Origin of the sequence: Pseudomonas sp. Ps21-P2, assembly GCF_039672565.1 — a bacterium.
Classification (GTDB): Bacteria; Pseudomonadota; Gammaproteobacteria; order Pseudomonadales; family Pseudomonadaceae; genus Aquipseudomonas.
Genome location: NZ_JBDFPL010000005.1, coordinates 206,285 through 226,646 on the forward strand (window position 1 = coordinate 206,285; position 20,362 = coordinate 226,646).

22 protein-coding genes are annotated in these 20,362 nt (G+C 56.6%); 4 read left to right on the forward strand and 18 right to left on the reverse strand.

Features of this window, described 5'->3' with window-relative positions; all coding sequences use genetic code 11:
- Positions 1-15: 15 nt before the first annotated feature.
- Positions 16-477 (forward strand): hypothetical protein, encoded by a 462-nt coding sequence (locus ABEH28_RS14655; RefSeq protein WP_346630343.1) that lies wholly within the window; start codon positions 16-18, stop codon positions 475-477.
- Positions 478-731: 254 nt separating this feature from the next.
- Here the strand turns inward: ABEH28_RS14655 and ABEH28_RS14660 are convergent, their stop codons facing one another.
- The 8 genes from ABEH28_RS14660 to ABEH28_RS14695 all read right to left on the reverse strand — a co-directional run bounded on the left by ABEH28_RS14660 (position 732) and on the right by ABEH28_RS14695 (position 6,535).
- On the reverse strand, positions 732-2,054 hold the full coding sequence (locus tag ABEH28_RS14660) for a zonular occludens toxin domain-containing protein (protein WP_346630336.1): 1,323 nt from the start codon (positions 2,052-2,054) through the stop codon (positions 732-734).
- 15 nt (positions 2,055-2,069) lie between these two features.
- Positions 2,070-2,417 (reverse strand): DUF2523 family protein, encoded by a 348-nt coding sequence (locus ABEH28_RS14665; protein ID WP_346630337.1) that lies wholly within the window; start codon positions 2,415-2,417, stop codon positions 2,070-2,072.
- Between the two features lie 7 nt (positions 2,418-2,424).
- A complete protein-coding gene (locus ABEH28_RS14670) occupies positions 2,425-3,702 on the reverse strand; it encodes a hypothetical protein (protein ID WP_346630338.1) in 1,278 nt (425 codons plus the stop codon).
- A 234-nt stretch (positions 3,703-3,936) separates the two neighbouring features.
- Positions 3,937-4,176: a hypothetical protein gene (locus ABEH28_RS14675; RefSeq protein ID WP_346630339.1), complete on the reverse strand. Its 240-nt coding sequence runs from the start codon at positions 4,174-4,176 to the stop codon at positions 3,937-3,939.
- 271 nt (positions 4,177-4,447) lie between these two features.
- Positions 4,448-4,600: a hypothetical protein gene (locus ABEH28_RS14680; protein ID WP_192174722.1), complete on the reverse strand. Its 153-nt coding sequence runs from the start codon at positions 4,598-4,600 to the stop codon at positions 4,448-4,450.
- A gap of 14 nt (positions 4,601-4,614) precedes the next feature.
- Positions 4,615-4,914, reverse strand: a complete 300-nt coding sequence (locus ABEH28_RS14685) for a propanediol utilization protein (protein WP_346630340.1) — start codon at positions 4,912-4,914, stop codon at positions 4,615-4,617.
- 266 nt (positions 4,915-5,180) lie between these two features.
- Positions 5,181-5,411, reverse strand: coding sequence for a hypothetical protein (locus ABEH28_RS14690; protein WP_346630341.1), 231 nt, complete (start codon positions 5,409-5,411; stop codon positions 5,181-5,183).
- Positions 5,408-6,535 (reverse strand): phage/plasmid replication protein, encoded by a 1,128-nt coding sequence (locus ABEH28_RS14695; protein WP_346630342.1) that lies wholly within the window; start codon positions 6,533-6,535, stop codon positions 5,408-5,410. The genes ABEH28_RS14690 and ABEH28_RS14695 overlap by 4 nt, the downstream gene beginning before the upstream one ends.
- A gap of 747 nt (positions 6,536-7,282) precedes the next feature.
- On the opposite strand from ABEH28_RS14695, the gene ABEH28_RS14700 reads away from it, so the two are divergent.
- Positions 7,283-7,744, forward strand: coding sequence for a hypothetical protein (locus ABEH28_RS14700; protein WP_346630343.1), 462 nt, complete (start codon positions 7,283-7,285; stop codon positions 7,742-7,744).
- Between the two features lie 940 nt (positions 7,745-8,684).
- Complete coding sequence (locus ABEH28_RS14705) at positions 8,685-9,989, forward strand: site-specific integrase (protein ID WP_346630344.1); 1,305 nt, start codon at positions 8,685-8,687, stop codon at positions 9,987-9,989.
- A 41-nt stretch (positions 9,990-10,030) separates the two neighbouring features.
- Here ABEH28_RS14705 and ABEH28_RS14710 read toward each other — a convergent pair whose 3' ends face one another.
- The 10 genes from ABEH28_RS14710 to ABEH28_RS14755 form a co-directional block, all read right to left on the reverse strand.
- Positions 10,031-11,113, reverse strand: coding sequence for a chemotaxis response regulator protein-glutamate methylesterase (locus ABEH28_RS14710; RefSeq protein ID WP_346630345.1), 1,083 nt, complete (start codon positions 11,111-11,113; stop codon positions 10,031-10,033).
- Positions 11,076-11,609 (reverse strand): chemoreceptor glutamine deamidase CheD, encoded by a 534-nt coding sequence (gene cheD, locus ABEH28_RS14715; RefSeq protein ID WP_346630346.1) that lies wholly within the window; start codon positions 11,607-11,609, stop codon positions 11,076-11,078. Before cheD ends, ABEH28_RS14710 begins: the two co-directional genes overlap by 38 nt.
- Complete coding sequence (locus tag ABEH28_RS14720; protein WP_192173842.1) at positions 11,606-12,415, reverse strand: CheR family methyltransferase; 810 nt, start codon at positions 12,413-12,415, stop codon at positions 11,606-11,608. Before ABEH28_RS14720 ends, cheD begins: the two co-directional genes overlap by 4 nt.
- A gap of 9 nt (positions 12,416-12,424) precedes the next feature.
- On the reverse strand, positions 12,425-12,964 hold the full coding sequence (locus ABEH28_RS14725; RefSeq protein WP_282367878.1) for a chemotaxis protein CheW: 540 nt from the start codon (positions 12,962-12,964) through the stop codon (positions 12,425-12,427).
- A 36-nt stretch (positions 12,965-13,000) separates the two neighbouring features.
- The gene (locus tag ABEH28_RS14730; protein WP_346630347.1) at positions 13,001-14,659 is read right to left on the reverse strand and encodes a methyl-accepting chemotaxis protein; all 1,659 of its coding nucleotides are present in this window, start codon (positions 14,657-14,659) and stop codon (positions 13,001-13,003) included.
- Positions 14,660-14,688: 29 nt separating this feature from the next.
- Positions 14,689-16,734, reverse strand: a complete 2,046-nt coding sequence (locus ABEH28_RS14735; RefSeq protein ID WP_346630348.1) for a chemotaxis protein CheA — start codon at positions 16,732-16,734, stop codon at positions 14,689-14,691.
- A 67-nt stretch (positions 16,735-16,801) separates the two neighbouring features.
- Positions 16,802-17,089 (reverse strand): STAS domain-containing protein, encoded by a 288-nt coding sequence (locus ABEH28_RS14740; RefSeq protein ID WP_346630349.1) that lies wholly within the window; start codon positions 17,087-17,089, stop codon positions 16,802-16,804.
- Positions 17,090-17,112: 23 nt separating this feature from the next.
- Positions 17,113-17,481, reverse strand: coding sequence for a response regulator (locus ABEH28_RS14745; RefSeq protein ID WP_065990830.1), 369 nt, complete (start codon positions 17,479-17,481; stop codon positions 17,113-17,115).
- Between the two features lie 9 nt (positions 17,482-17,490).
- Positions 17,491-18,705: a methyl-accepting chemotaxis protein gene (locus tag ABEH28_RS14750; protein ID WP_346630350.1), complete on the reverse strand. Its 1,215-nt coding sequence runs from the start codon at positions 18,703-18,705 to the stop codon at positions 17,491-17,493.
- Positions 18,706-18,958: 253 nt separating this feature from the next.
- Positions 18,959-19,477 (reverse strand): AAA family ATPase, encoded by a 519-nt coding sequence (locus tag ABEH28_RS14755; protein WP_346630351.1) that lies wholly within the window; start codon positions 19,475-19,477, stop codon positions 18,959-18,961.
- Between the two features lie 131 nt (positions 19,478-19,608).
- On the opposite strand from ABEH28_RS14755, the gene ABEH28_RS14760 reads away from it, so the two are divergent.
- A complete protein-coding gene (locus ABEH28_RS14760) occupies positions 19,609-20,343 on the forward strand; it encodes an HAD family hydrolase (RefSeq protein WP_346630352.1) in 735 nt (244 codons plus the stop codon).
- Positions 20,344-20,362: the final 19 nt, after the last annotated feature.

Below are 20,362 nucleotides of genomic sequence, written 5' to 3' on the forward strand. Positions count from 1 at the left end.
CATGGAGACGGCGAAATGATCGACCAAACCGATACACAAACACAGCAGATCCCCTTCGAGGCAAAGCGCGGCCGTGGTCGTCCAAAGACCGGGAAAGCAATGACGCCTGCCGAAAAGCAAAGGGCTTACCGTGAAAGAAACAAGGGTAACGTTACCGATAATTCGGCAGAAATCAAAGCGCTACAAGCGGAGATAGAGGAGCTAAAAATTGCGCTTGGCAAGGAGGTAATAGCGAGGAAAACAGCCGAAGCGAAGTTAATTTCGGTAACGGATGTCAGCTCTAAAAAAGGAAGAGAAAAAACAGAGCCTGGGTGGCACGTTCAGGGTAGAGCGAGAGGCACAGTAAGGTGGAAGAATCTGTCAAAAATGGCCTCGGAAACAGAGAAAGAGGCTACAGCTAGTATGTTTAAGCTGATTGACAGCGACATAACGAGGTTAGTCGACTACAGAGTCAGAGAGGTAAAAAGCCTCGCATAATGAACGTTACATTAAATCCTAGCCGGGAGGCTGCGCAATTGTCCCGGCGTCGGAATAAACGTAACGTTACAGATATTATGCGAACCCTTAGAACAGCCAAGTGAGGGAAACGTCCTGCGGATCTCGAGGACGATCATCCGTCGAAGGACGGTCAAGCTCTTGACGGCAAGGATCACAAAGAACGTATGCAACACCGGCAGTTGAATAGGATCGGGCAGTCGGTTGTTGAGTGCGGCAACGGTCACAGAGCAAGGTCATTTCAAAACACTCCGACCGCCGCGACTGGTGTCCTCGACCACTGTGAAACGTTGGCCAGAGTTACCGGCAAGAGTGTTACCAAAGGCTGGCCGACCCTGTGGCGGCTCAGCGAGCTGAGACGCCGCCGGGTTCGGCCTTTGATCAGCAAGAGACTTGTTGGGAACTCTACCAAAGTTATCGAGCGGCCACGGACGAACCACATACACGACATCTTGTTTGGACAGCTTGATGCCGTACTCAGTGCGTTCGACGGTCCAGCCGAGCGCAGCAATAGAAGCGCGGTTAAATCGCTCCTTGAGACGGTAAGCAGTATCGAGCACGTCAATCTGGAATTCGAGCCATGGCCGGGTATCACCGTCTACGGGCGTACGCTCAAGAATGGCCGACAAGCGCAGATCGTACTGACTGGCGAACTTATCGAAGTAGTCAATTGGTTCTGCCTTGGTGGCTTGGACAGCAGCGGCGACGGAACCACCCTGAGTCTCAGGCGCCGGGGGTTGTTTAGTTTTAACCTCTGGAGCATCGACAGGCTTGGGCTGAACCTTATCAACGACCTGGCTACTGGTTTGATCGGTGCCTGGGACTTTGGCGACCTCAGTGTGATGGAAGAAGCTCCAGAGGTAATAGAGCGCATAGAACAATATGGCGACAAAGAACAAGCCATAAACTTTATGCTTGGTCTGAAAGATGCCGTAGCGCTTATCCTTGTAATTGTCCTTATTCTGAGTTTCATCGCGGTGAGACTTATAGAGTGGAAAAAACTCCTTCTTGTAAGGCTTCTTGCCTTCAGCAGTGCGCTTAAACCTGTTGCGACCAGCATTGCTATAACTGGCCCAGTGGAAGGAGTCCTCCTTCCCCATCATATCGAGCTTGGTATATCGGGTATAACGCTGAAGACGCTTACGCCATGTGGTGTGAAGCTCAGTCAGGTCCTGACCCATGATGAGAACATCAATACCCAAATGACCGTGCTCAGTAACGAACTTTGCCCAGTCTGCGGGCAACGGCTGACGATCAGGCGGCCAGAACTGGTTAACTTCGTCCCATATCCAGAGCGAGTCAGTGATGGCATGTTTAAGAAATTCTGCCTTCGTCCAGGACACGACAAGGTCTTCGTCCAAATCCTTAGGATGCTCCAAAGTGATGAGCAAACGCTCAACAGTGGGCAATGGAATAACGCAATACTCAGAAATCGCCTTCTTGTTGATGCCATGGATGTTGGTAACAACGGTTCGACCCTTTATGAGCGAGTCTACTATGTGTTGCATGGATTCGAGACTTTTGCCAGAACGTGGCAATCCTTCACTACCGAAAATCATATAACCACGCTGCCCTTACCACTGACCAAGGGTCAGCAATTTACGAGTTAAACGAAAGGCGACACCCAAGCCCAATATTCCAAGAGCCTGACCAATGCCGAACAAGCCAACGAAGTACAAAACGGTATCAGGCAACTGATTAAACAACGCCTGCAAACCATACTGTGTCAGGAATTCAGGTGCAGGGATCATACCGAGCAAATAAAGAACACCATCTAAAAAACCCTGCAATACCTTTAGAGGGAAGTCTAGTATGAAGGCCATGAAGTCCTTAAATAGACCTCCAAGCCATTCAAATATTCTGGCAAACCATTTTAGGATGGCGCCACACCAACTAACTATAGTGGAGATAATCGCTTGCATAGATACCTCAGTCTAGAATGGCCTGACGGAATGCCAGATAAGCGCAAACGATTGAAAAGACAATCTTTGCGTACTGAGCCATCGAAACGAACCATGGCTGACAATAAAAGTCGAAAACCAAGTCATAAGAGAACATCGAAGCGAATACTGCGAAGGACACATTAGTAGACCATGAAGGACAGCCAGCAGAGGCACTAACCGTAAAGAAGCCAGCCACGGACGAGACTATCGGCAATGCTTTAACACGGCTGGCATAACTGTCTAACGCTTTTTCCTTAGTATCCTTTGTCGGCTCATACAACTTCTCGTATTTTGGACCGTCACAGCCATCACCTGCACATGGGGACGGAGTAGCTTTGTCATCAGAATCATCATCAGAGTCATCAGGATCAGCCTCGTCGGAAGGTTGATCTGTAGTGGTTGTTATTTCACCGGGCTTACCATCGGTTGATGATGTGGTGGTACTTGATTTGTTATAGGTAAATGTCGATGGCCCATAAGTAATATCGTATTTATTATTAGTAGTAGTAACAGTAGTTGAAGTGGTACCGTCAGAATTGGCATGAGTGCTGGTTGTAGTGGTAGAGCCAGCATCGACAGTCTTAGGGCCGCGCATATCTAGTTGTTTCTGGCGGAGTTGCTCATAACAGCGATTAGGCGCGAGTGAGCCAACGCATTGTTGTTTCAATAGATCTTGGACAAACTTGGAGTCCTGATTATCAATCCACTGCTCCATAGTTATCCAATCTTGATCAGCTATAGGAACAGGTTTCGAATCATTTGAAATACATGAACCTTTGGAGGATGAGTAAGAACTTGATGCAGGGCAATGGGAACCTGCACGAGCCATCTGCATATCAAACGAACCACCTGAATAAGCGTGATAAGTACAAACGGCACCAGTACCGGTGGAGTCCATAGAAGTAATGGAAGAAGTACCACCACTATCGGCTAAGAAATTACAAAGATCTGTAGCGGAAGAAAACTGTTTATTGGCAAAGGACTGAGAATACCAATAGTACTCACCATTGGCAGGAATGGTTGAGACTGATGCACCATCAACAGGTTTTTGAATTTGACCACCCTCGCCCTGAATCCAACCGATCCCCTTGAGCAACTGGTCTAGAGCCGCGCCAATAACAACAGCCTGAAGCCCTCCTTTGAGCAAATTTTTAGTGCCTGCCTTGATAGTGTTTAAACCGAACTCAGTGCCTCCCAATATTCCACGGACGGGGACATTCTTCGTAGGTGCCGGTATGTACTCACCTTCAATGGCACTACTCATGGTAAGTATTCCGCCGCTAAGACTGGGTGTTCCAGTTTCAACCTGGGTGGAAATGGAAGGGACATTGACCTTTTTGGTAGCAGCTTCTACGGACGGAAAAACGCATAACAGCAGACACCACCACAAACAAGACCGCCAAACGCAGCTATAACCAGCCATATCATGAGTCACCAAATTAATTGAGAGAAAAAAAAGGGCTCCCCGCGGGGAACCCTCGGTGCAGCAGGACGCCAATTAGAAGAAGCTGGCAACCTTGTTCACAGCCCACTTGGCGAAGTTCGGGCCGATCTTCACTACGCCCATGGAAACGATTGCAGCGATGGCCGTTGCACCGGCAATACCGCCGATCATGGTGCTGAAGTCGATGTCGTTGCCAGCGGCGAAAGTCATCGGTGCGGCGACAGTTGCGGCGACGGAAGTTGCAACAGCAGCTTGGGTTTTGGACATGGTGAACAGTGCTTTCAGTTGTTTCATAGTTCTTCTACCTGTGACGTACTTGAGAAAAAGCCGGAGACTTCTCCGACAGTAGAGGCAACGGCGGCCAAGAAAAGTACCAGACCGAACGTTGTTCCAAATGCGAGCCCGAATGCGGCGGGTTCCGGGTAAGCAAACAGGCCCGCAATTGTCATTGACCCGGCAAAGTCTGCCGGAGTCTGCAAAACATACCCTGTGCAGTCACCTGAGAACTCACCTTGAGCGACCAGACGGTTATCAGAGTCGAGGACTACACAGAGCGGCAGCATGATTAAGCGTCCCCAGCGGCAGCGAGGCAGGCGCTACAGGCGTAATCATCGGCGCGGTAATTCTCCAGCGCGTTAGCCAGGTCGTCGTCAAACAACTGTTGGCCGCAAATCATGCAATCAGGCTGGTAATCGATTTGCTCATCAGAGTCAGACATAACGACCTCGGGGTTTAAACAGCGGCGGCTTTGCCGGAGTTAACGGTGTGAAGTGGAGGAACATTCTTATGGCGGCCTTGACGGGGGTCGCAAGTGAACTCAAGGCGACCGTCGCGAACATCGGCGATCACATCGCACTCATAAGTACCGGCACGCGGAGCTTCCTGGGGGGTCTGAGCATAGAAGGAAGTCTTCTGCGGATAGGGAACATTCGGAAGATGCACAAACGCCTCATACATGCAGTAAGGGTTGCCTTTGCCAGAAGTGCCGGAGCGTTGATTGCCAGTTACTTCAACTAGGAGTGTCATGGTCATGATAAAGCCCTTTTACAGAGTGGGAAGACGGGAACTTATGCCCGACTTACTGAATGCCCAGCTGGGCGGTTTAACTTTGGCATCTCGACGAAAAGTTGCGAGAGTGCGCTTGGTGGAATTGCGTTTAACCTGTGAAGCTGCAACAGCCTGGAGGAAAGAACGCATAATGCTGTTAACGACAGCATCACGGTCAATGAGGCCAGTATCAAGATCGGCAATTTGCATCTCCACGGAAAAACGGAGGTTCTGGTAATCAACGCGATCCATTAGAATCCCATCCATTCAGCAAAACAGTAAGTGCCCTTCTCTTCACGATCTTTAAACCAGATGCGTTCAGGCTTAATACCCTGTTCTTTGCGATCCTCAATAGCCTTGATAGTGTCATCGACAGATTGAGCAAGTACCGGGTTCATAAATGCGCGAACTTGCTGACGCTGCTCAATCTGACGTCGCTGACCAGGAGAAAGCTGTGAGCCCTGAAAGCTAACAGTTCTCATGCTGCAACCTTAAGATGATTAGGACGCTGATACCACATCGGCACGGGAAGTGAAGATTTGCTAACTTCGCGGCATTGGCGAACAAACACGGGTGCAAAGCGGCTGGTATCACAAGCATTACGAATGTTGATACCTATTTGATTGAGCTTTGCAGCGTGCTCGTTAACTTGTCTTTTTTTGAAATCAAACTGAGCGCCGGTCATCCACTCTAGTGCATAGCTGGCCGTAGTGCGTGCAGAGCGCAGAGTATCACAAACGCCCTCGGCCAAAAGCTGCTGACTAATGCTGACAATATCCATGGCAGTCACCTTCAATTTCTCATCGATTTTTAAAAACTCACTGTGGAGTTCGCCAAGACGGCTTTCATTAAATAAGCCCCAATAACAGAGGCACTCACGCTGGAGGTATTCGCTTTTAAGTTCCTGCTCCATTCGAACAACGCCTTGTTCAGAGCAATAATTACGGACTTTAGTTACATACGCGTATTCAGAAGACAATTCGCCATATAGGCGTTTAATTTTGGGGAGAAGGTTTTGATCCATCTCGAAAGCTTTATCATAAGCTTTTCTATATTGAAGACGACCGCCCTGACCATTACCCTTTGGAGTCCATGCAACAGTACGACCATTAGGGTAAAGAAAACCGATTGAGTGGCCTATGCGCTGACTGGATACGCCACGCAAGTAAGCGAGAACGTTACCAGTTCCAAGCGCAAAGTTTGTAGTCAGGTCAATTCGTTCGATTTTTGCACCGTCGGCAACGCGATCGCCAGACTTAGCGCCTGACGCGCCCTGACGCAATTCAATGCGAGTGCAACGGGTGAAAGGAGGAAGCCCGTATTCACGCAAGAGCGCGTTGTAAACGGAAATACATTGTTCGATGGAAGTGAAACCGAAGAGGTTATCAAGGCGGCCTACTCTGCTTGGGTTGCCCTCGACACGAACCTTGCGACCTTGGACGTGGATTGTCACAGAAGTGGAATGACTGGCTTCGTGCTTGAATCGAGGCTGACGTGTGCTGAGAACTTCATTCGTGTTGGCATCGATTGTGAGCGTGAACACGTCACAGACGACAGGAAGGTCGTGGTCGTGCTCCTGAGAAACGGAAAGCCAATCGATGATCATGCAGAACGTCCTTACACATGCACACAAGTAACATAGGACGCGAATCTACACATGTGGAACTGCACACGTCAATACTTGTCTGCGTGCACACATGTATTATGAGGAGGATATTTGATGAACGGTGATGGCATGGCCACGAACGTAAGACTGACGACAGCGGAGCAGGAAGCAATCCGGCAAAAAGCTATAGAATTCAACAAGATACTGATCAGGCAGGGAAAGCAGCCGCTTCGAGACAGTGAGCTAGTACACAAAATCCTAGAAAAATCAGTGCCTTGCGCTCGACTTACAGACAGTGGTGAAGTGTTTATCGATTGCGAGTGATGCCTGAAATTGCGGTAATCCGCATGAAAGTGGGGGTGTAACAGCACCCCCACCCTCCTCGGCTCGGCGATCGCCAAAGAGCAAGACAGCAAAAGCACGTCAAAAGCCCCTCCGGGGGTCCTACCGGAAGTCTCTCGGCGAGGGCCAGGGATGCGGGAGGAAAAGCGCCTCCCACACCCCAGGCAGAGAGTGAGGGGATTGGGGCTGGTAAAGGGAGCGCTTCGCTCCGGGACTCCGTTTGGCGCGACGGTGAAGCGCGTCACGACAAGCCGGGGTCGCGGCCCTTGACCTGAGCAAATAAGGTAACGGTATTCTGTTACCAGAAAGGCGACGAGCGGCGTATTTATAGTAACGTTACCGGTATCTTATTATTGGTAACGTTACTATAATAGATCCATGGAAACCAAACATGGAGACGGCGAAATGATCGACCAAACCGATACACAAACACAGCAGATCCCCTTCGAGGCAAAGCGCGGCCGTGGTCGTCCAAAGACCGGGAAAGCAATGACGCCTGCCGAAAAGCAAAGGGCTTACCGTGAAAGAAACAAGGGTAACGTTACCGATAATTCGGCAGAAATCAAAGCGCTACAAGCGGAGATAGAGGAGCTAAAAATTGCGCTTGGCAAGGAGGTAATAGCGAGGAAAACAGCCGAAGCGAAGTTAATTTCGGTAACGGATGTCAGCTCTAAAAAAGGAAGAGAAAAAACAGAGCCTGGGTGGCACGTTCAGGGTAGAGCGAGAGGCACAGTAAGGTGGAAGAATCTGTCAAAAATGGCCTCGGAAACAGAGAAAGAGGCTACAGCTAGTATGTTTAAGCTGATTGACAGCGACATAACGAGGTTAGTCGACTACAGAGTCAGAGAGGTAAAAAGCCTCGCATAATGAACGTTACATTAAATCCTAGCCGGGAGGCTGCGCAATTGTCCCGGCGTCGGAATAAACGTAACGTTACAGATATTATGCGTAACGGGATATTACGGTGCTGGGGCGGTGTGACGGAGAATCGAATGTGCCGCCTCTTGAATCCACTGTCCCTGGTCTTTCTGCATCCGGCCTGACTAGCGACGTCAACGCTTACCCTCGACTTCGGCGTTTCATCGATTGCCAGGTTCCCGGCCGTATCCATCACGGTTACTGTTCGCTGCAGCTGCCCACCCTGCAAAGTCTGAGTATGAATTCACACCGGCACCTGTTAAGCATTGCAACTGCCTGGCACCCGGATGACCGCCGGTGCTCGCATCAAGTGAGCGCCGATGTCTAACCGGCGCCGATGACTCGCGCCGCAGATCGCATCACAGGCTCGGCCCCTAGGACCTATCACAACGCGGTCCAACAACACATGCCTGATCACCCGGATTTAAAGAGCGAACCCGCGATACCCAGTCACAACAGGCCCAGCCGTCCCCAGCCAAAACCCAGGACAGCCCGCACGGTAAGCCAACCAAACCACTTAACCTAAGACAGTCTTGAGCCAAACATCCAGCCTCGGTTACGGCCGAGTATTCCCTGAAAGCCCCGTAATACAGGCCCTGCAGCCCATATACGCGAGACTGATTACGCCGGTACAGCCAGCAAAACCGCCGCATTTACGCGCCAAACTCGCCTAAACCCTCGCAAAACCGCAGCCCGGTACAGAAACAACCAACCCAATGACCTGAGATGCCCAAATCAGCCCACAAAAGCCAGAGATATCCAGGCAATCCCGCTAACACACCCCAACCCACAAATGCAATATCCGATAACTGTCAGACCCGGATATTGCATATGCACGTCACCTGCAGGATCATGCCGGCACCTCCCGCACTCACAGCCAGCGAATTCCATGCCCGCGCCTTCGTCACCCCATCCGCTGTTCGAAACCTACGCGAAGTTCGGTGAGCTGAACTTCAGTTCCTTAAAGGAAGAGCTTCCGGCGATCCGGGATTATCTGGAGCAATTCCCTGCTGAAACCCAGGCGATCGAAGGCTACCGCGCCGTGCGCAGCTTTCTCAAGTCCTACGCCGGCAACGAATCCACGTTCAATTCCTACCGCACCCACGTCGAGCGGCTGCTGCTGTGGACGATGCTCAAATCCAGAACGCCCCTCCTCGCCATGCGCCGCACCCAGGCCGAGAGTTTCATGGAATTCTGCCTGGCGCCCGATCCGGCGTGGGTGGGTCCAGTGGTCAAATCCCGCTTCACCCGCCTCGGTGCACGCAAGAAAACCGCGACGGACACCTACGTGCTCAACCCCGACTGGCGGCCCTTCAGCCAAACCGTCGCCAAGGAAGAACGCAAGCGCGCGCAGGAAGAAAACCGGCCCGCTCTTCAGGACACGTATCGGCTGGCCCAAGGCTCTATCGCGCAGATCTTCGCGGTGTGTGGCAGCTTTTTCCAGCACGCGATCGATGAGGGTTTCTGCGAGCAAAACCCGTTTCGCGCGGTGAAACAGAAGAGCAAATACAAAGAGCGCAACACCGATAACCAGGACACGCGCATCCTGACCTCGCTGCAGTGGGATTTCGTGTTGGAGACCGCCGAGTTGCTGGCGGCCGAGGACGCCAAGTACGAGCGCACGCTGTTCATTGTGGCAACGATCTTCTCCATGTACCTCCGCGTTTCCGATCTGGTGGGCCGCGATAACTGGAAGCCGACCATGGGCGATCTGCGCAAGGACGGCGCAGGGAACTGGTGGTATCACGTGGTGGGCAAAGGTAATAAAGCCGGCAAGATCAGCGTGCGTGACGACTATGTCGAGAACTACCTCAAGCGCTGGCGCCTTCATCAGGGTCTGTCCCCCCTGCCCGGCTTCCGCGAAAGCACGCCGCTGATTGCCACTCAACGTGGACGCGCCGGGTTATCCGACCGGCATATCCGTGTGTTGCTGCAGGAGGTGTTTGATCGCGCGCTGCAGCGCATGCAGGCCGAGCATTGGCCGGACGAAGACGTAGGCCGTCTGCGCGCGGCGTCATTGCACTGGCTGCGCCACACCTCGGCGACCTTCGACGCGCCGCACCGCGACATGAAAGACCTGCAGGTGGATCTGCGCCATAACAGCCTCAGCACGACACAGAACGTCTACTACAACTCCGAGGATGAAAAGCGGGCGTATTCGGTCAAGCGTCTGCCCATGAAAGAGCGATCGTGATCGGTCATTCCTTGGGCAGATGCTGAAGGTCAGCGGTCAGGCTAACTGTTGAGGATTGCCTGATGAATATGCTCCAGCGGCATGATCCGCTGGGCAGCGTTGAGCTTGATGGCCTCCTTGGGCATGCCGAACACCACGCAGCTCGCTTCATCCTGGGCCACGGTGGCGGCGCCGGCGTCGAGCATCTCCTTGAGACCGCGCGCGCCGTCATCGCCCATGCCGGTCATGATGATCCCGGTAGCGTTCTTGCCGGCGAACTTGGCCACCGAACGGAACAGCACATCCACTGAGGGTCGATGCCGGTTTACCTGCGGCCCGTCGATCACTTGGGCGTGATAATAAGCGCCGCTACGGGTGACCATGAGGTGCTTGCCCCCGGGGGCGATCAAGGCCAGTCCTGGGAGGATGCGGTCGTTGTTCCGCGCTTCGCGCACCTCGATCGAACAGATGCTGTTGAGGCGCTCGGCAAACGAGGCGGTGAACTTCTCCGGCATGTGCTGCACGATCACAATGCCCGGACACACCCTCGGCAGCGCCTTGAGCACCGCTTCCAGCGCCTGGGTTCCGCCCGTGGAGGTGCCGATGGCGACGATGCGCTCAGTGGTCTGTGCCATGGCGTGGCCACTGGCGGCAGGCAGGATCGCATCCGCAGTCAACTTCCCGGCCGGAACTGGCAACGGCACCGGGCTGGCGCTGCGCTTTCCCAGGTTCCTGACGTTGGAGTTGGCGGCAGCGCGTATCGCGGCCACCAGCTCGGCCGCCGATTCGATCAGGAAATTTTTCAACCCGGTCGTGGGTTTGGTGATGATTTCCACTGCGCCTGCCGACAACGCCTGCAGGGAGGTTTCCGCGCCTTTTTGGGTCAGCGAGGAACAGATGACCACCGGCGTCGGCCGCTCGCTCATGATTTTCCTGAGAAAGGTGATGCCGTCCATCCGCGGCATTTCCACGTCCAGCACGATCACATCGGGCCATTCCCGGGCGAGCTTGTCCATGGCGAAAATCGGGTCGGACGCGGCACCCATGACGTGGATATCCGGCGTGTCGCTGAGAATCGCCATCAGCACCTGACGCACCACGGCCGAGTCATCGACCAGTAGCACACTGATTTTTTTGGTAGGCATCGTGTTGAAGTGTTCCCATTGGTTGGTGCCGAACCCAGACGTTGCCGTTCCACACGTCGAACATGATCGTGCGGTGACCGGTGCTGCCCATGTCCTGAGCAGCCAGGTGCAGGTGGTAACGCTCGGCTAGGGCCAGCGCCGCGCGAATATTCATACTGGCGACGTCCTGCGTGCGCGGGTCGCGCTGCTGATCGGGAAACATTCTGCCGCCGCCGAACAGCTTGATCTGGTAATCCTCAACCTGCGTCCCGTTGATGAGGACGTGTCGAAGCAGCAACTCCAGCGCCTCATCGCCATATCGGCCGTCCAGCGGCTGATCGTGGCGCAGGCGCCCAGGCAGCATGAAGTGACACATGCCGCCGATCAGCCGTTGCGGGTGCCAGAACGTGATCGCCACGCAGGAACCGAGCAGTGTGCGCAAGCGCGTCGGACGCGTCGCGAAACTGACCTGACCCGGGACCAATACCACTTCGGCGGCGCCGACGGGCATTTTCATGGCTTGCGGTAAATCGAGGGCGCCACCAGCTTCAGGGTGTCATTAACACCGTGGAGGCTTTCCGAGTGACTAATGATCAAGTAGCCACCGGGCTTGAGTAGCGGCAGCATACGTGCGACGACTTGGGCCTTGGTCGGCTGGTCGAAGTAAATCATCACATTGCGCAGGAAGATCACCTCGAATTCACCGAGCGCCGGCAGCGCTTCGTTGAGGTTGACCTGGACAAAATTGACGCGGCTGCGCAGGGTTTTGTCGATCAGGAAGGTCCCCTCTTGGCGCCCGATGCCCTTCAGGCAATACTTGACCAGCAGCGGCTGAGGCAACGTCTCGGCACGGCCCATGGCGTAATGGCCGCTGCGCGCCTTGGCCAGCACTTGAGTACTGATGTCCGAACCCACCACTTCCCAAGGCGTGGTACCCAGGCCTTCCGCCAAGGTCATCGCCAGGCTGTAGGGCTCCTCGCCCGAGGAACTGGCCGCGCTCCATACCCGAAACACCTTGCCCGGCGCAGCCTTGGGCAGCACCTGCTGACGCAAAAAGTCGAAGTGCTTGGGCTCGCGAAAGAAATAGGTCTCGTTGGTGGTCAGCAAATCCAGGGCAACTTGCAGCTCGCCCTTGCGCTGGTCATTCATGATCAGCTTGAAATACTCGCCATAACTCTGCAGCTCGTAATGCTTGAGGCGCTTGAACAGACGCCCTGCCACCAGCGCTTTCTTGGCGGGCGACAGGTTGATGCCGGCCGCGCGGTACAGCCAGCTCTGGAATTGACCGAACTCACGGTCATCAATGGAAGCGGTGTCTGCCATGTTCGGGCCTCAACGCGGGTCGAGATCAAGGGACGGTGCCTGACCGGCTTCGGCAAGGCTGGACATCTCATCGATGGACAGCACGTTGTCCACGTCCAGCACAATCACGAACTTGCCATCGACCTTGGCCATGCCGTCAATGAAATCCGATCGAATCCGTGCGCCGAAGCTGGGCGGCGGCTCGATCTGTGTGGCCGGAATCTCCTGCACCGCAGACACGGTGTCGACCAGCAAACCGATGTCCTGCGCCTGTCCCTCCTCGGTGCTCGCCTCAATGATGATGACGCAGGAGCGCCGAGTGATCGCGGAGTTCGCCCGGCCGAAGCGCGCCGACAGATCGACCACCGGCACCACCGCACCGCGCAGGTTGATCACCCCGCGCACGAAGGCCGGCATCATGGGCACCACGGTCAGGCTGCCGTATTCGATAATTTCCTTGATCCCCAGAATGCCGATGGCAAACATTTCGCCGCCGAGCATGAAGGTCAGGTACTGCGCGTCCTCATCCACCGCAACTGCGGTTTGCCGAGTGGTCGTGACTGCGCCCATGTCGTTCTCCCTGTAGGCCCACATCGATTCGTGTGATCAGAAGCGGGTGAATTCCGATTCGTCCGGGGCACTGGCCATGCTGTACGCAAACGCTTTGCGCGGCGGCTGCGGTTTGACCCGAGGCGGCTGATGGCCCGGCTTGCTGCCGGAGTTGTCCACGCTGTTGCTTTGAGCGGCGGGCCGTGGCGTTGAATCCAGCACGAAGAAACTCATGGCCTGTTGCAGCTGTTCGGCCTGGCTGCTCATTTCTTCGGCGGTGGCGGCCAGCTCCTCGCTGCTCGACGCGTTCTGCTGGGTCACCTGGTTGAGCTGGGTCATCGCCGTGTTGATCTGCGCGACACCGGCGGCCTGCTCTTCGGAGGCCGCGCTGATTTCCTGCACCAGGTCGCTGGTCTTGTTGATGGACGGCACCATTTCACCAAGCAACTTGCCGGCCTTCTCGGCCATGTCCACGCTGCTGGAAGACAGCTCGCCGATTTCCTGGGCAGCCACCTGACTGCGTTCGGCCAGTTTGCGCACTTCGGCCGCGACTACCGCGAAACCCTTGCCATGCTCACCCGCCCGAGCGGCCTCGATGGCGGCGTTGAGGGCCAACAGGTTGGTCTGGTAGGCGATGTCATCGATGATGCTGATGCGCTGGGCGATTTTTTTCATCGCCACCACGGTCTGCTGCACCGAATCGCCGCCTTCGGTGGCTTCCTTGGCGGCTTTGCTGGCCATGCCATCGGTCACTTTGGCATTTTCGGTGTTCTGGTTGATGCTGGCGCTCATCTGCTCGATCGAGGCACTGGTTTCCTCGACACTGGCCGCCTGTTCACTGGTCGCCTGGCTCATCGATTGCGCGGTGGCGCTGACCTGCTCGGACGCGCTGGCCAGGTTGTCGGCGGCGTTGCGCACTTCACCGATGATGTGTCCCAGCTTGCCGACCATGTTGCGCATGGCGTTGAGCACCATGCCGGTTTCATCCTTCGTCCCCGGTGCGATAGGTGCACTGAGATTGCCTTCGGCCAACTGCTCGGCGGCGGTGGCGGCTTGTCTCAGCGGACGCGAAATGATCCGCGCGATAAACACGGCCAGGCCCAGGCCGATCAATAACGCCGCCACCAGCGCCACGATGATCGCCAGGCGGGCGCTTTCATACAGCGCCGAGCCCTTGTCACCGGCAGCCGTTGCGCCGCCGTCATTGAGCTCGACCATTTTTTGCAGGCGGTTGGTCACATCATCAAAGCGCGTTTTGGACTCGCCCCTCAGCAAGACGCGTGCCCGGTCTTCCTGATTCTGCCGGGACAGTTCAAGCACCTGATTGCTGGTTGCCAGGTAGGCGGCCCATGCGCTTTTCGCAGCGGCCAAAAGCTGACGATCTTCGTCGTTCGACAGCAACTGCTCATAGGTGGCCACGCGGGTTTCGAACTGCTGGCGGGACTCGGCGGCTTCCCGCTCAGCCTGGGCCTTCTCCTCAGCGACGTCGGTCGTTATGGAGCGGTACTCTTTCAAGCGATAGTTGGCGGCAAAAAAACGCATGCCTGCCGCTGCACGCATGGAAGGCATCCAGTTACCCCGGATGTCCTGGGCTGCCTGGTTCACGGCCCCCAGCTGATGAATGGCGAAGACGCCCATCGCCGCGGTGAGTGCCAGGACCACCAGGAATGAGCTGATCAACTTGGTGGATATTTTGAGATCGTAAAACCATTTCATCGTGGAACCTCCAGGGTGTTGCGAATACGTCAGCGGGCGACGACGGTTGGCGAATAAGGCGCCTGGGTCGAGCGGGCTTCCAGTTGTACGATTTGGTTGAGCAAGGCCGGTATGTCGAGGATCAGCGCCACCGCCCCGCTGCCCAATATGGTGGAGCCGCTGATGCCGCGCAGTGCGCCAAACAACTTGCCCAACGGTTTGATCACGGTCTGGAACTCACCGAGCAGGTCGTCAACGACCAGCCCGGCCTTGTGCTCGGCGTAGCGGACTACCACCACATTCTGGCGTCGGCCGGCGCTGCCTTCGTGGCTGAAGTGCTCGCGCAGGTCCACCAGCGGCAACACCTCGCCACGCAAATCCAGGTAACCCTGGTCGCGGCTCGACTGGCGCTGGTGTTCGTCCAGTTCGATGCATTCCTGAACCATGTCAAGCGGAATCACGTAGGTGGATGTATCGATGCCGACCAGAAACCCGTTGATGATCGCCAGAGTCAGCGGCAAGCGAATGCGCACCACGGTGCCCTCGCCCGGGCGACTGTCCAGATCGACAGTGCCGCGCAGCAAGGTGATGTTGCGCTTGACCACGTCCATGCCCACGCCACGGCCCGACAGATTGGTCACCGCCTCGGCGGTCGAGAAACCCGGTTCGAAGATCAGGTTGTAGATCTCCTGATCAGAGAGCACCGCGCCGCTGGCCACCAGGCCGCGCTCTTGAGCTTTCTCCAGGATTCGTTCGCGGTTGAGTCCGTTGCCGTCGTCGGCGATTTCGATGACGATGCTGCCCGAGTCGTGGTAGGCGTTGAGGCTCAGATGGCCCTTCCCCGCCTTGCCGGCAGCGCGCCGGGCATCGGCGCTTTCGATGCCGTGGTCCATGGCGTTGCGCAGCAGGTGCATCAACGGGTCGCCGATTTTCTCGACAACGGTCTTGTCCAGTTCGGTTTCTGCACCGCTGATGGTCAGCTCGATGTCCTTGCCCAGCTCTTGGCTGATGTCGCGCACCACGCGGCGGAAGCGGTTGAACGTGTCGCCAATGGGGATCATGCGCAGGTGCAGTGCGCCATCAAGAATCTCCTCCACCAGCCCTGATACCGTCGAGGTCGCCTCTTGCAGCGGGTCGTTCTGACAGGAACGTGCCAACAGGCTGGCACCGGCGCTCGCGATCACCAGTTCGCCGACCAGGTTAATCAGCTCGTCAAGCTTGTCCGCATTGACGCGCACGTAGTTGCCGTCCCGGGCTTTCGGCTCACTGGCCGCCGGTAACCGCTGCACCGAAGCCGTCAATGGGCCCTGCTCCGCCTGGGCAACCAACTCGCTGCCGGTGGACACCGCATCGTCGGACGCTTCGTCGACGGCCTCGATGCGCACTTCACAGTCGTCACGCACAAAGTCGAAGACTTCGTTGAGGGTGGCGTGGCTGGCGGTCGAGCGCAGGTCGATCTCGAAACCCAAATAGCAGCTTTCCGGGTCCCAGCTGTCCAGTGCCGGAATAGTGTCGGTGAGGGTCGTGACTTGGGTTATCTGCCCCAGGGTTTCCAGGTAGCGCAGGAACGACAGCGGGTCCATGCCATTGCGAAACACGTCCACACCGAAGCGCAGGGAAATATGCCAGAGCACCTCGGCTGACGTGTCGGCAGAGCCGGTTTCGGTGTTTTGAACGCCGGTGTCGGGGGTACTGTGCGGGGCCTGATAGGTGCTCAACGCCTCGCGCAATGCTGCTTCACGCTCCAGGGCCGCAGGCTGGAGCGTTTCGCCACGGCTGGCGACGACATTGATCAACTCCAGCATATGATCGCCGCACTTGAGCAGCACCGCGATCAGCCCGGTGTCGACCGCCGCACTGCCGTCGCGCAGACGGTCGAGTACGTCCTCGACGATGTGCGTGAAGCTGACGACGGGGTTCAGGCCGAACAGACCGGCGGAACCCTTGATGGTGTGCGCGGCACGAAAAATCGCGCCGATGGCATCGTGGTCGGCGGGCTCGGTTTCCAGTTGCAGCAGGGATTGCTCCATCACCTGCAGCAGCTCGTGCGCCTCAACAATGAATGTCTGCAATGCCTGGTCGAGATTGATGCTCACCTGGACCTTCCTTGTCTATCAATGAACGTGCAATGAACGTGGCTGAGACTGGCGTGGCGGGCGCTGGCTATGAGGCCGCTTTGCGACACAGCTCAAGGGCCTGCGTGACCGCCACGCTCTGGCCGGTGACGCTTAACGCGGTGCCGGCGTTGTCGGCTTCACGCTGGATGACCGCGAGCAACTGCAGCCCCGCTCCATCCATTTCGGTGACCTGCGAGAGGTCGAGCTTCAGGCGTGGCGCCCCACCCATCTGCAGCATTAGCGCGCCCGCCAGCTCGGCGACGGAGTAGATCGTGAGCTCGCCGTCAATGCTGACGCAGGTGCTGTCGTCGAGTGTTTCGATGGTGATGGGCATCGCAGACTCCCTCGCGCAAGGATTCAGGGCAGGATGAGTTTCGACACCGCTGCCAGCATCTGCGCGGGCTGGAACGGCTTGACCACCCACGCCTTGGCACCCGCCGCCTGGCCCTCGGCCTTCTTCGATTCCTGGGACTCGGTGGTCAGCATGATGATTGGGGTGAACTTGTAGCTGGCCAGCTTCTTGACCTCCTTGACGAAGGTGATGCCGTCCATGTTGGGCATGTTCACGTCGCTGATGATCAGGTGCACTTTCTGCCCGGTGAGCTTGCCCAGCGCATCCTTGCCGTCGCACGCTTCGATCACGTCGTAACCGGCGCTTTTCAAGGCAATGCCTACCACTTGCCGCACGCTGCTGGAGTCGTCGACCACTAATACATTCTTCGCCATGAGGGGCTCCTAAAAGAAGGTGATGTCTTGAGAGTTCTGCTGCACAGGCGTCTCGCCACGATGGGTGCGCCGCTGCTCGTCAGTGGCGTAAGTGGCGTCCATGCGCGCCAACCACTGGCGGGCATCGATGGACGTCGCCTGCTCCGGGGCCTCGCTGGCCTGGAGCAGGTGGCCATGCAAGTCGTCCATGTTGTCGCGCACGTGGCTGAGGATCTGGCTCACACGGTCCTGGAATTGCAGGTCGACCAGCACCTCGGTCATCTCGTCACCAATGCCCCGGCTTTCCTGCTTGAGCAGGTCCGCGGATTCGGCCAGGCGGCCGGTGATGTTATGAAAACGCTCGAGCACGACTTGAATACTATTCTCTGACGCGGCCACCGATTGACTGTCCTGATCGGCGCTGCTGGAGGCGGCGTGGACCAATTGGGTGATGCCGTTATTGATGATGTCGACCTTGGCCGACATTTGCTGGCCGGTCTCGCTGGATTTGCTCGACAGGCTGCGCACCGCGTCGGCCACCACGGCAAAGCCGCGACCGGCTTCACCCGCACGGGCCGCTTCAATGGCCGCGTTGAGTGCCAGCAGGTTGGTCTGCGCGGCAATCGCCGCCACGTCGGCGGCCATGGTGCGCAGTTCGCCGGTATACGCGGTGAGGCCGCGCACCTGGGCCAGGGTCTGGTCACGGCTGGTTTGAGCGGCCTTGAGCGAGTTGATCACCTGGCTCAAATCGCTTTCGCTGAGGGACAGCACTTCAAGCGCCCCGTCCGCGGTTTGCCCGTCGAGTTCGCCGGCCGCGCGCTGGGAAGCCTGAACCGTTTCCTGCAACCGCGCGGCGATCCCGATGAAGCGATTGGTCAGATTCACAATCGCTTCTTCGGTCTGATGCCGTGAGCTTTCCACCTGCCGGGCCCAGATCGGCATGGCGCCCAGCAACACCTCATCGAGTTGTACCCGCGAGGTCATGCCGTTGCTCGCCGCGTCTGCCTCTGACTGCTCCGCTTGTGCCCGGGCAGTGGCTCGCAACACCACGTCACGTTGGGAAACAGCACTCCACGCTCCTGCGCCGAGGCCGACCAGAACCAGTGCCGCGCACGCGATGAGGTTGGGGAGAGAGGTTGACTGGGCGAGTATCCAGGCGACGGCAGGCACGACCGGAACGAGGGTGAATCCGAGAAAGCGCCGAGAACGGAGAACGGAAATGGGGCTGGATTGACGCTGGGTCATGGGTTCGATCCTTGAACAATGCTGCGGATGTAACTGACATCACGGTTATCTGCCCAGCGCGTCACAACTTGAGTTACCCGCCCTGCCTTCCGTCTGGTTTATGACTGTCGCGTGACCGGCTCGGCGACTTCACGGTAATTGATCACCTCATCCGTTGAACCTGCTGCATCTGCCTGACCGCCAGGCCTAGACCAAGGCCGCAGCTTTATCGAGTTCATGGTTGAGCGGTTTGGTTGAGGCCCCTTTTTTCAATTCAGGTGCCTTTGGATTCATATACTGAAATGTGCTCGACAATCGCTGCCAATGCCTCTGCCGGGGAATCAAGTGCGGTGTCTACGGTGAAGGGTGATTTGTCCCAAGGCTCATACTCATGGTTCATAACGGATTGCCAGGTAGGAGGCGTCAGCCCTGGGATATCCAGCTGCCGGGTCTCCACCCTGCGCCGATGCTCCGTCATGTCGGAACAGATGACCTGAACATTCATCAGTGGCGCGCCAGAGCGAGAGGATACGTCGGTCCACGCTCTCCGGCTCTCCATCACGGGATTCACACAGTCGACAACTACCGTGCTGCCCAAACCAAGGTTGCTGGCCGCCAACTCGTATGCGATCTGATAACCCGTGCGGCCCACATCCCGCGCAAATTCCGGCGAATCACGAAGGGCTTGTTCAATCGTATCGATGCGCACATAGACGGCACCCAGCGTCGCGGCCAGACCCTTGGCGAGGGTTGTCTTACCGGTGCCGGGCAAACCACTGAAGACGATGAGCATCTTAGACTCCCCATAGGATGTACTGAAAAAGCAGGCTAATTTACTCATATGAGGGATGCCAGCGCCGCCAGTGGTGTTCAAGATCAAATAAATCAGACCCTTTGAAGACAACATTTTGAGTTGAACCACCCATGCACATCCGCGCCGTTTTGTTCGACCTCGACAACACGCTGGTCCATCGCCGGCAAAGCATCGATGCCTACGCGGAAGTGTTTGTGCGCGAGTATGCATCGCACCTTGGCAGCCATGATCTTGCGCTGATCGCCGACCTGATTGCAGCTCAGGACAACGGCGGTTATCTATCAGCGGACAGTCCTCACCCCACTATCAGAATGGCTGTCGCATCAGCGCTGGTTGAACGCCTGCAATGGCGGCTACGGGTGGACGTGGCAGAGCTGGCAGCGCACTGGGTCGAGCTGTTCCCGGCGCAAACCGTCGAGATGCCGGGCGCTCGGACGCTGATAGACACGCTGCTGGGACACGGCATCACCGTCGGTATCATTTCCAACGGCACCCAGCGATCACGCGAGCGCACAGTCGCTCGCCTCCCCTTTGCACGGCACGTCACGCATCTGGTGAGCTCCGAGGCAGCAGGCTGGCGAAAACCCGATCCGCGGATTTTTCTGCAGGCGGCTCAACTGCTGGGGCTCGATGCAGGCGAATGCATGTACGTGGGCGATCATCCGATCAACGACGTCAAAGGCGCTGAATCCGCTGGCATGAAGGCAGTGTGGTTAAGCGGGTTTCACCCCTGGCCGCAGTCGGAAGCGGCGCCCGTCACTACCGTGGATGCATTGGTAGATGTTCTGCCGCTGCTTGAGCAGGCAAACAGCGGCGGTAGATTCACCCGCGCAGACCCGTCCTGATCGGTTGTTTTTTCAAACA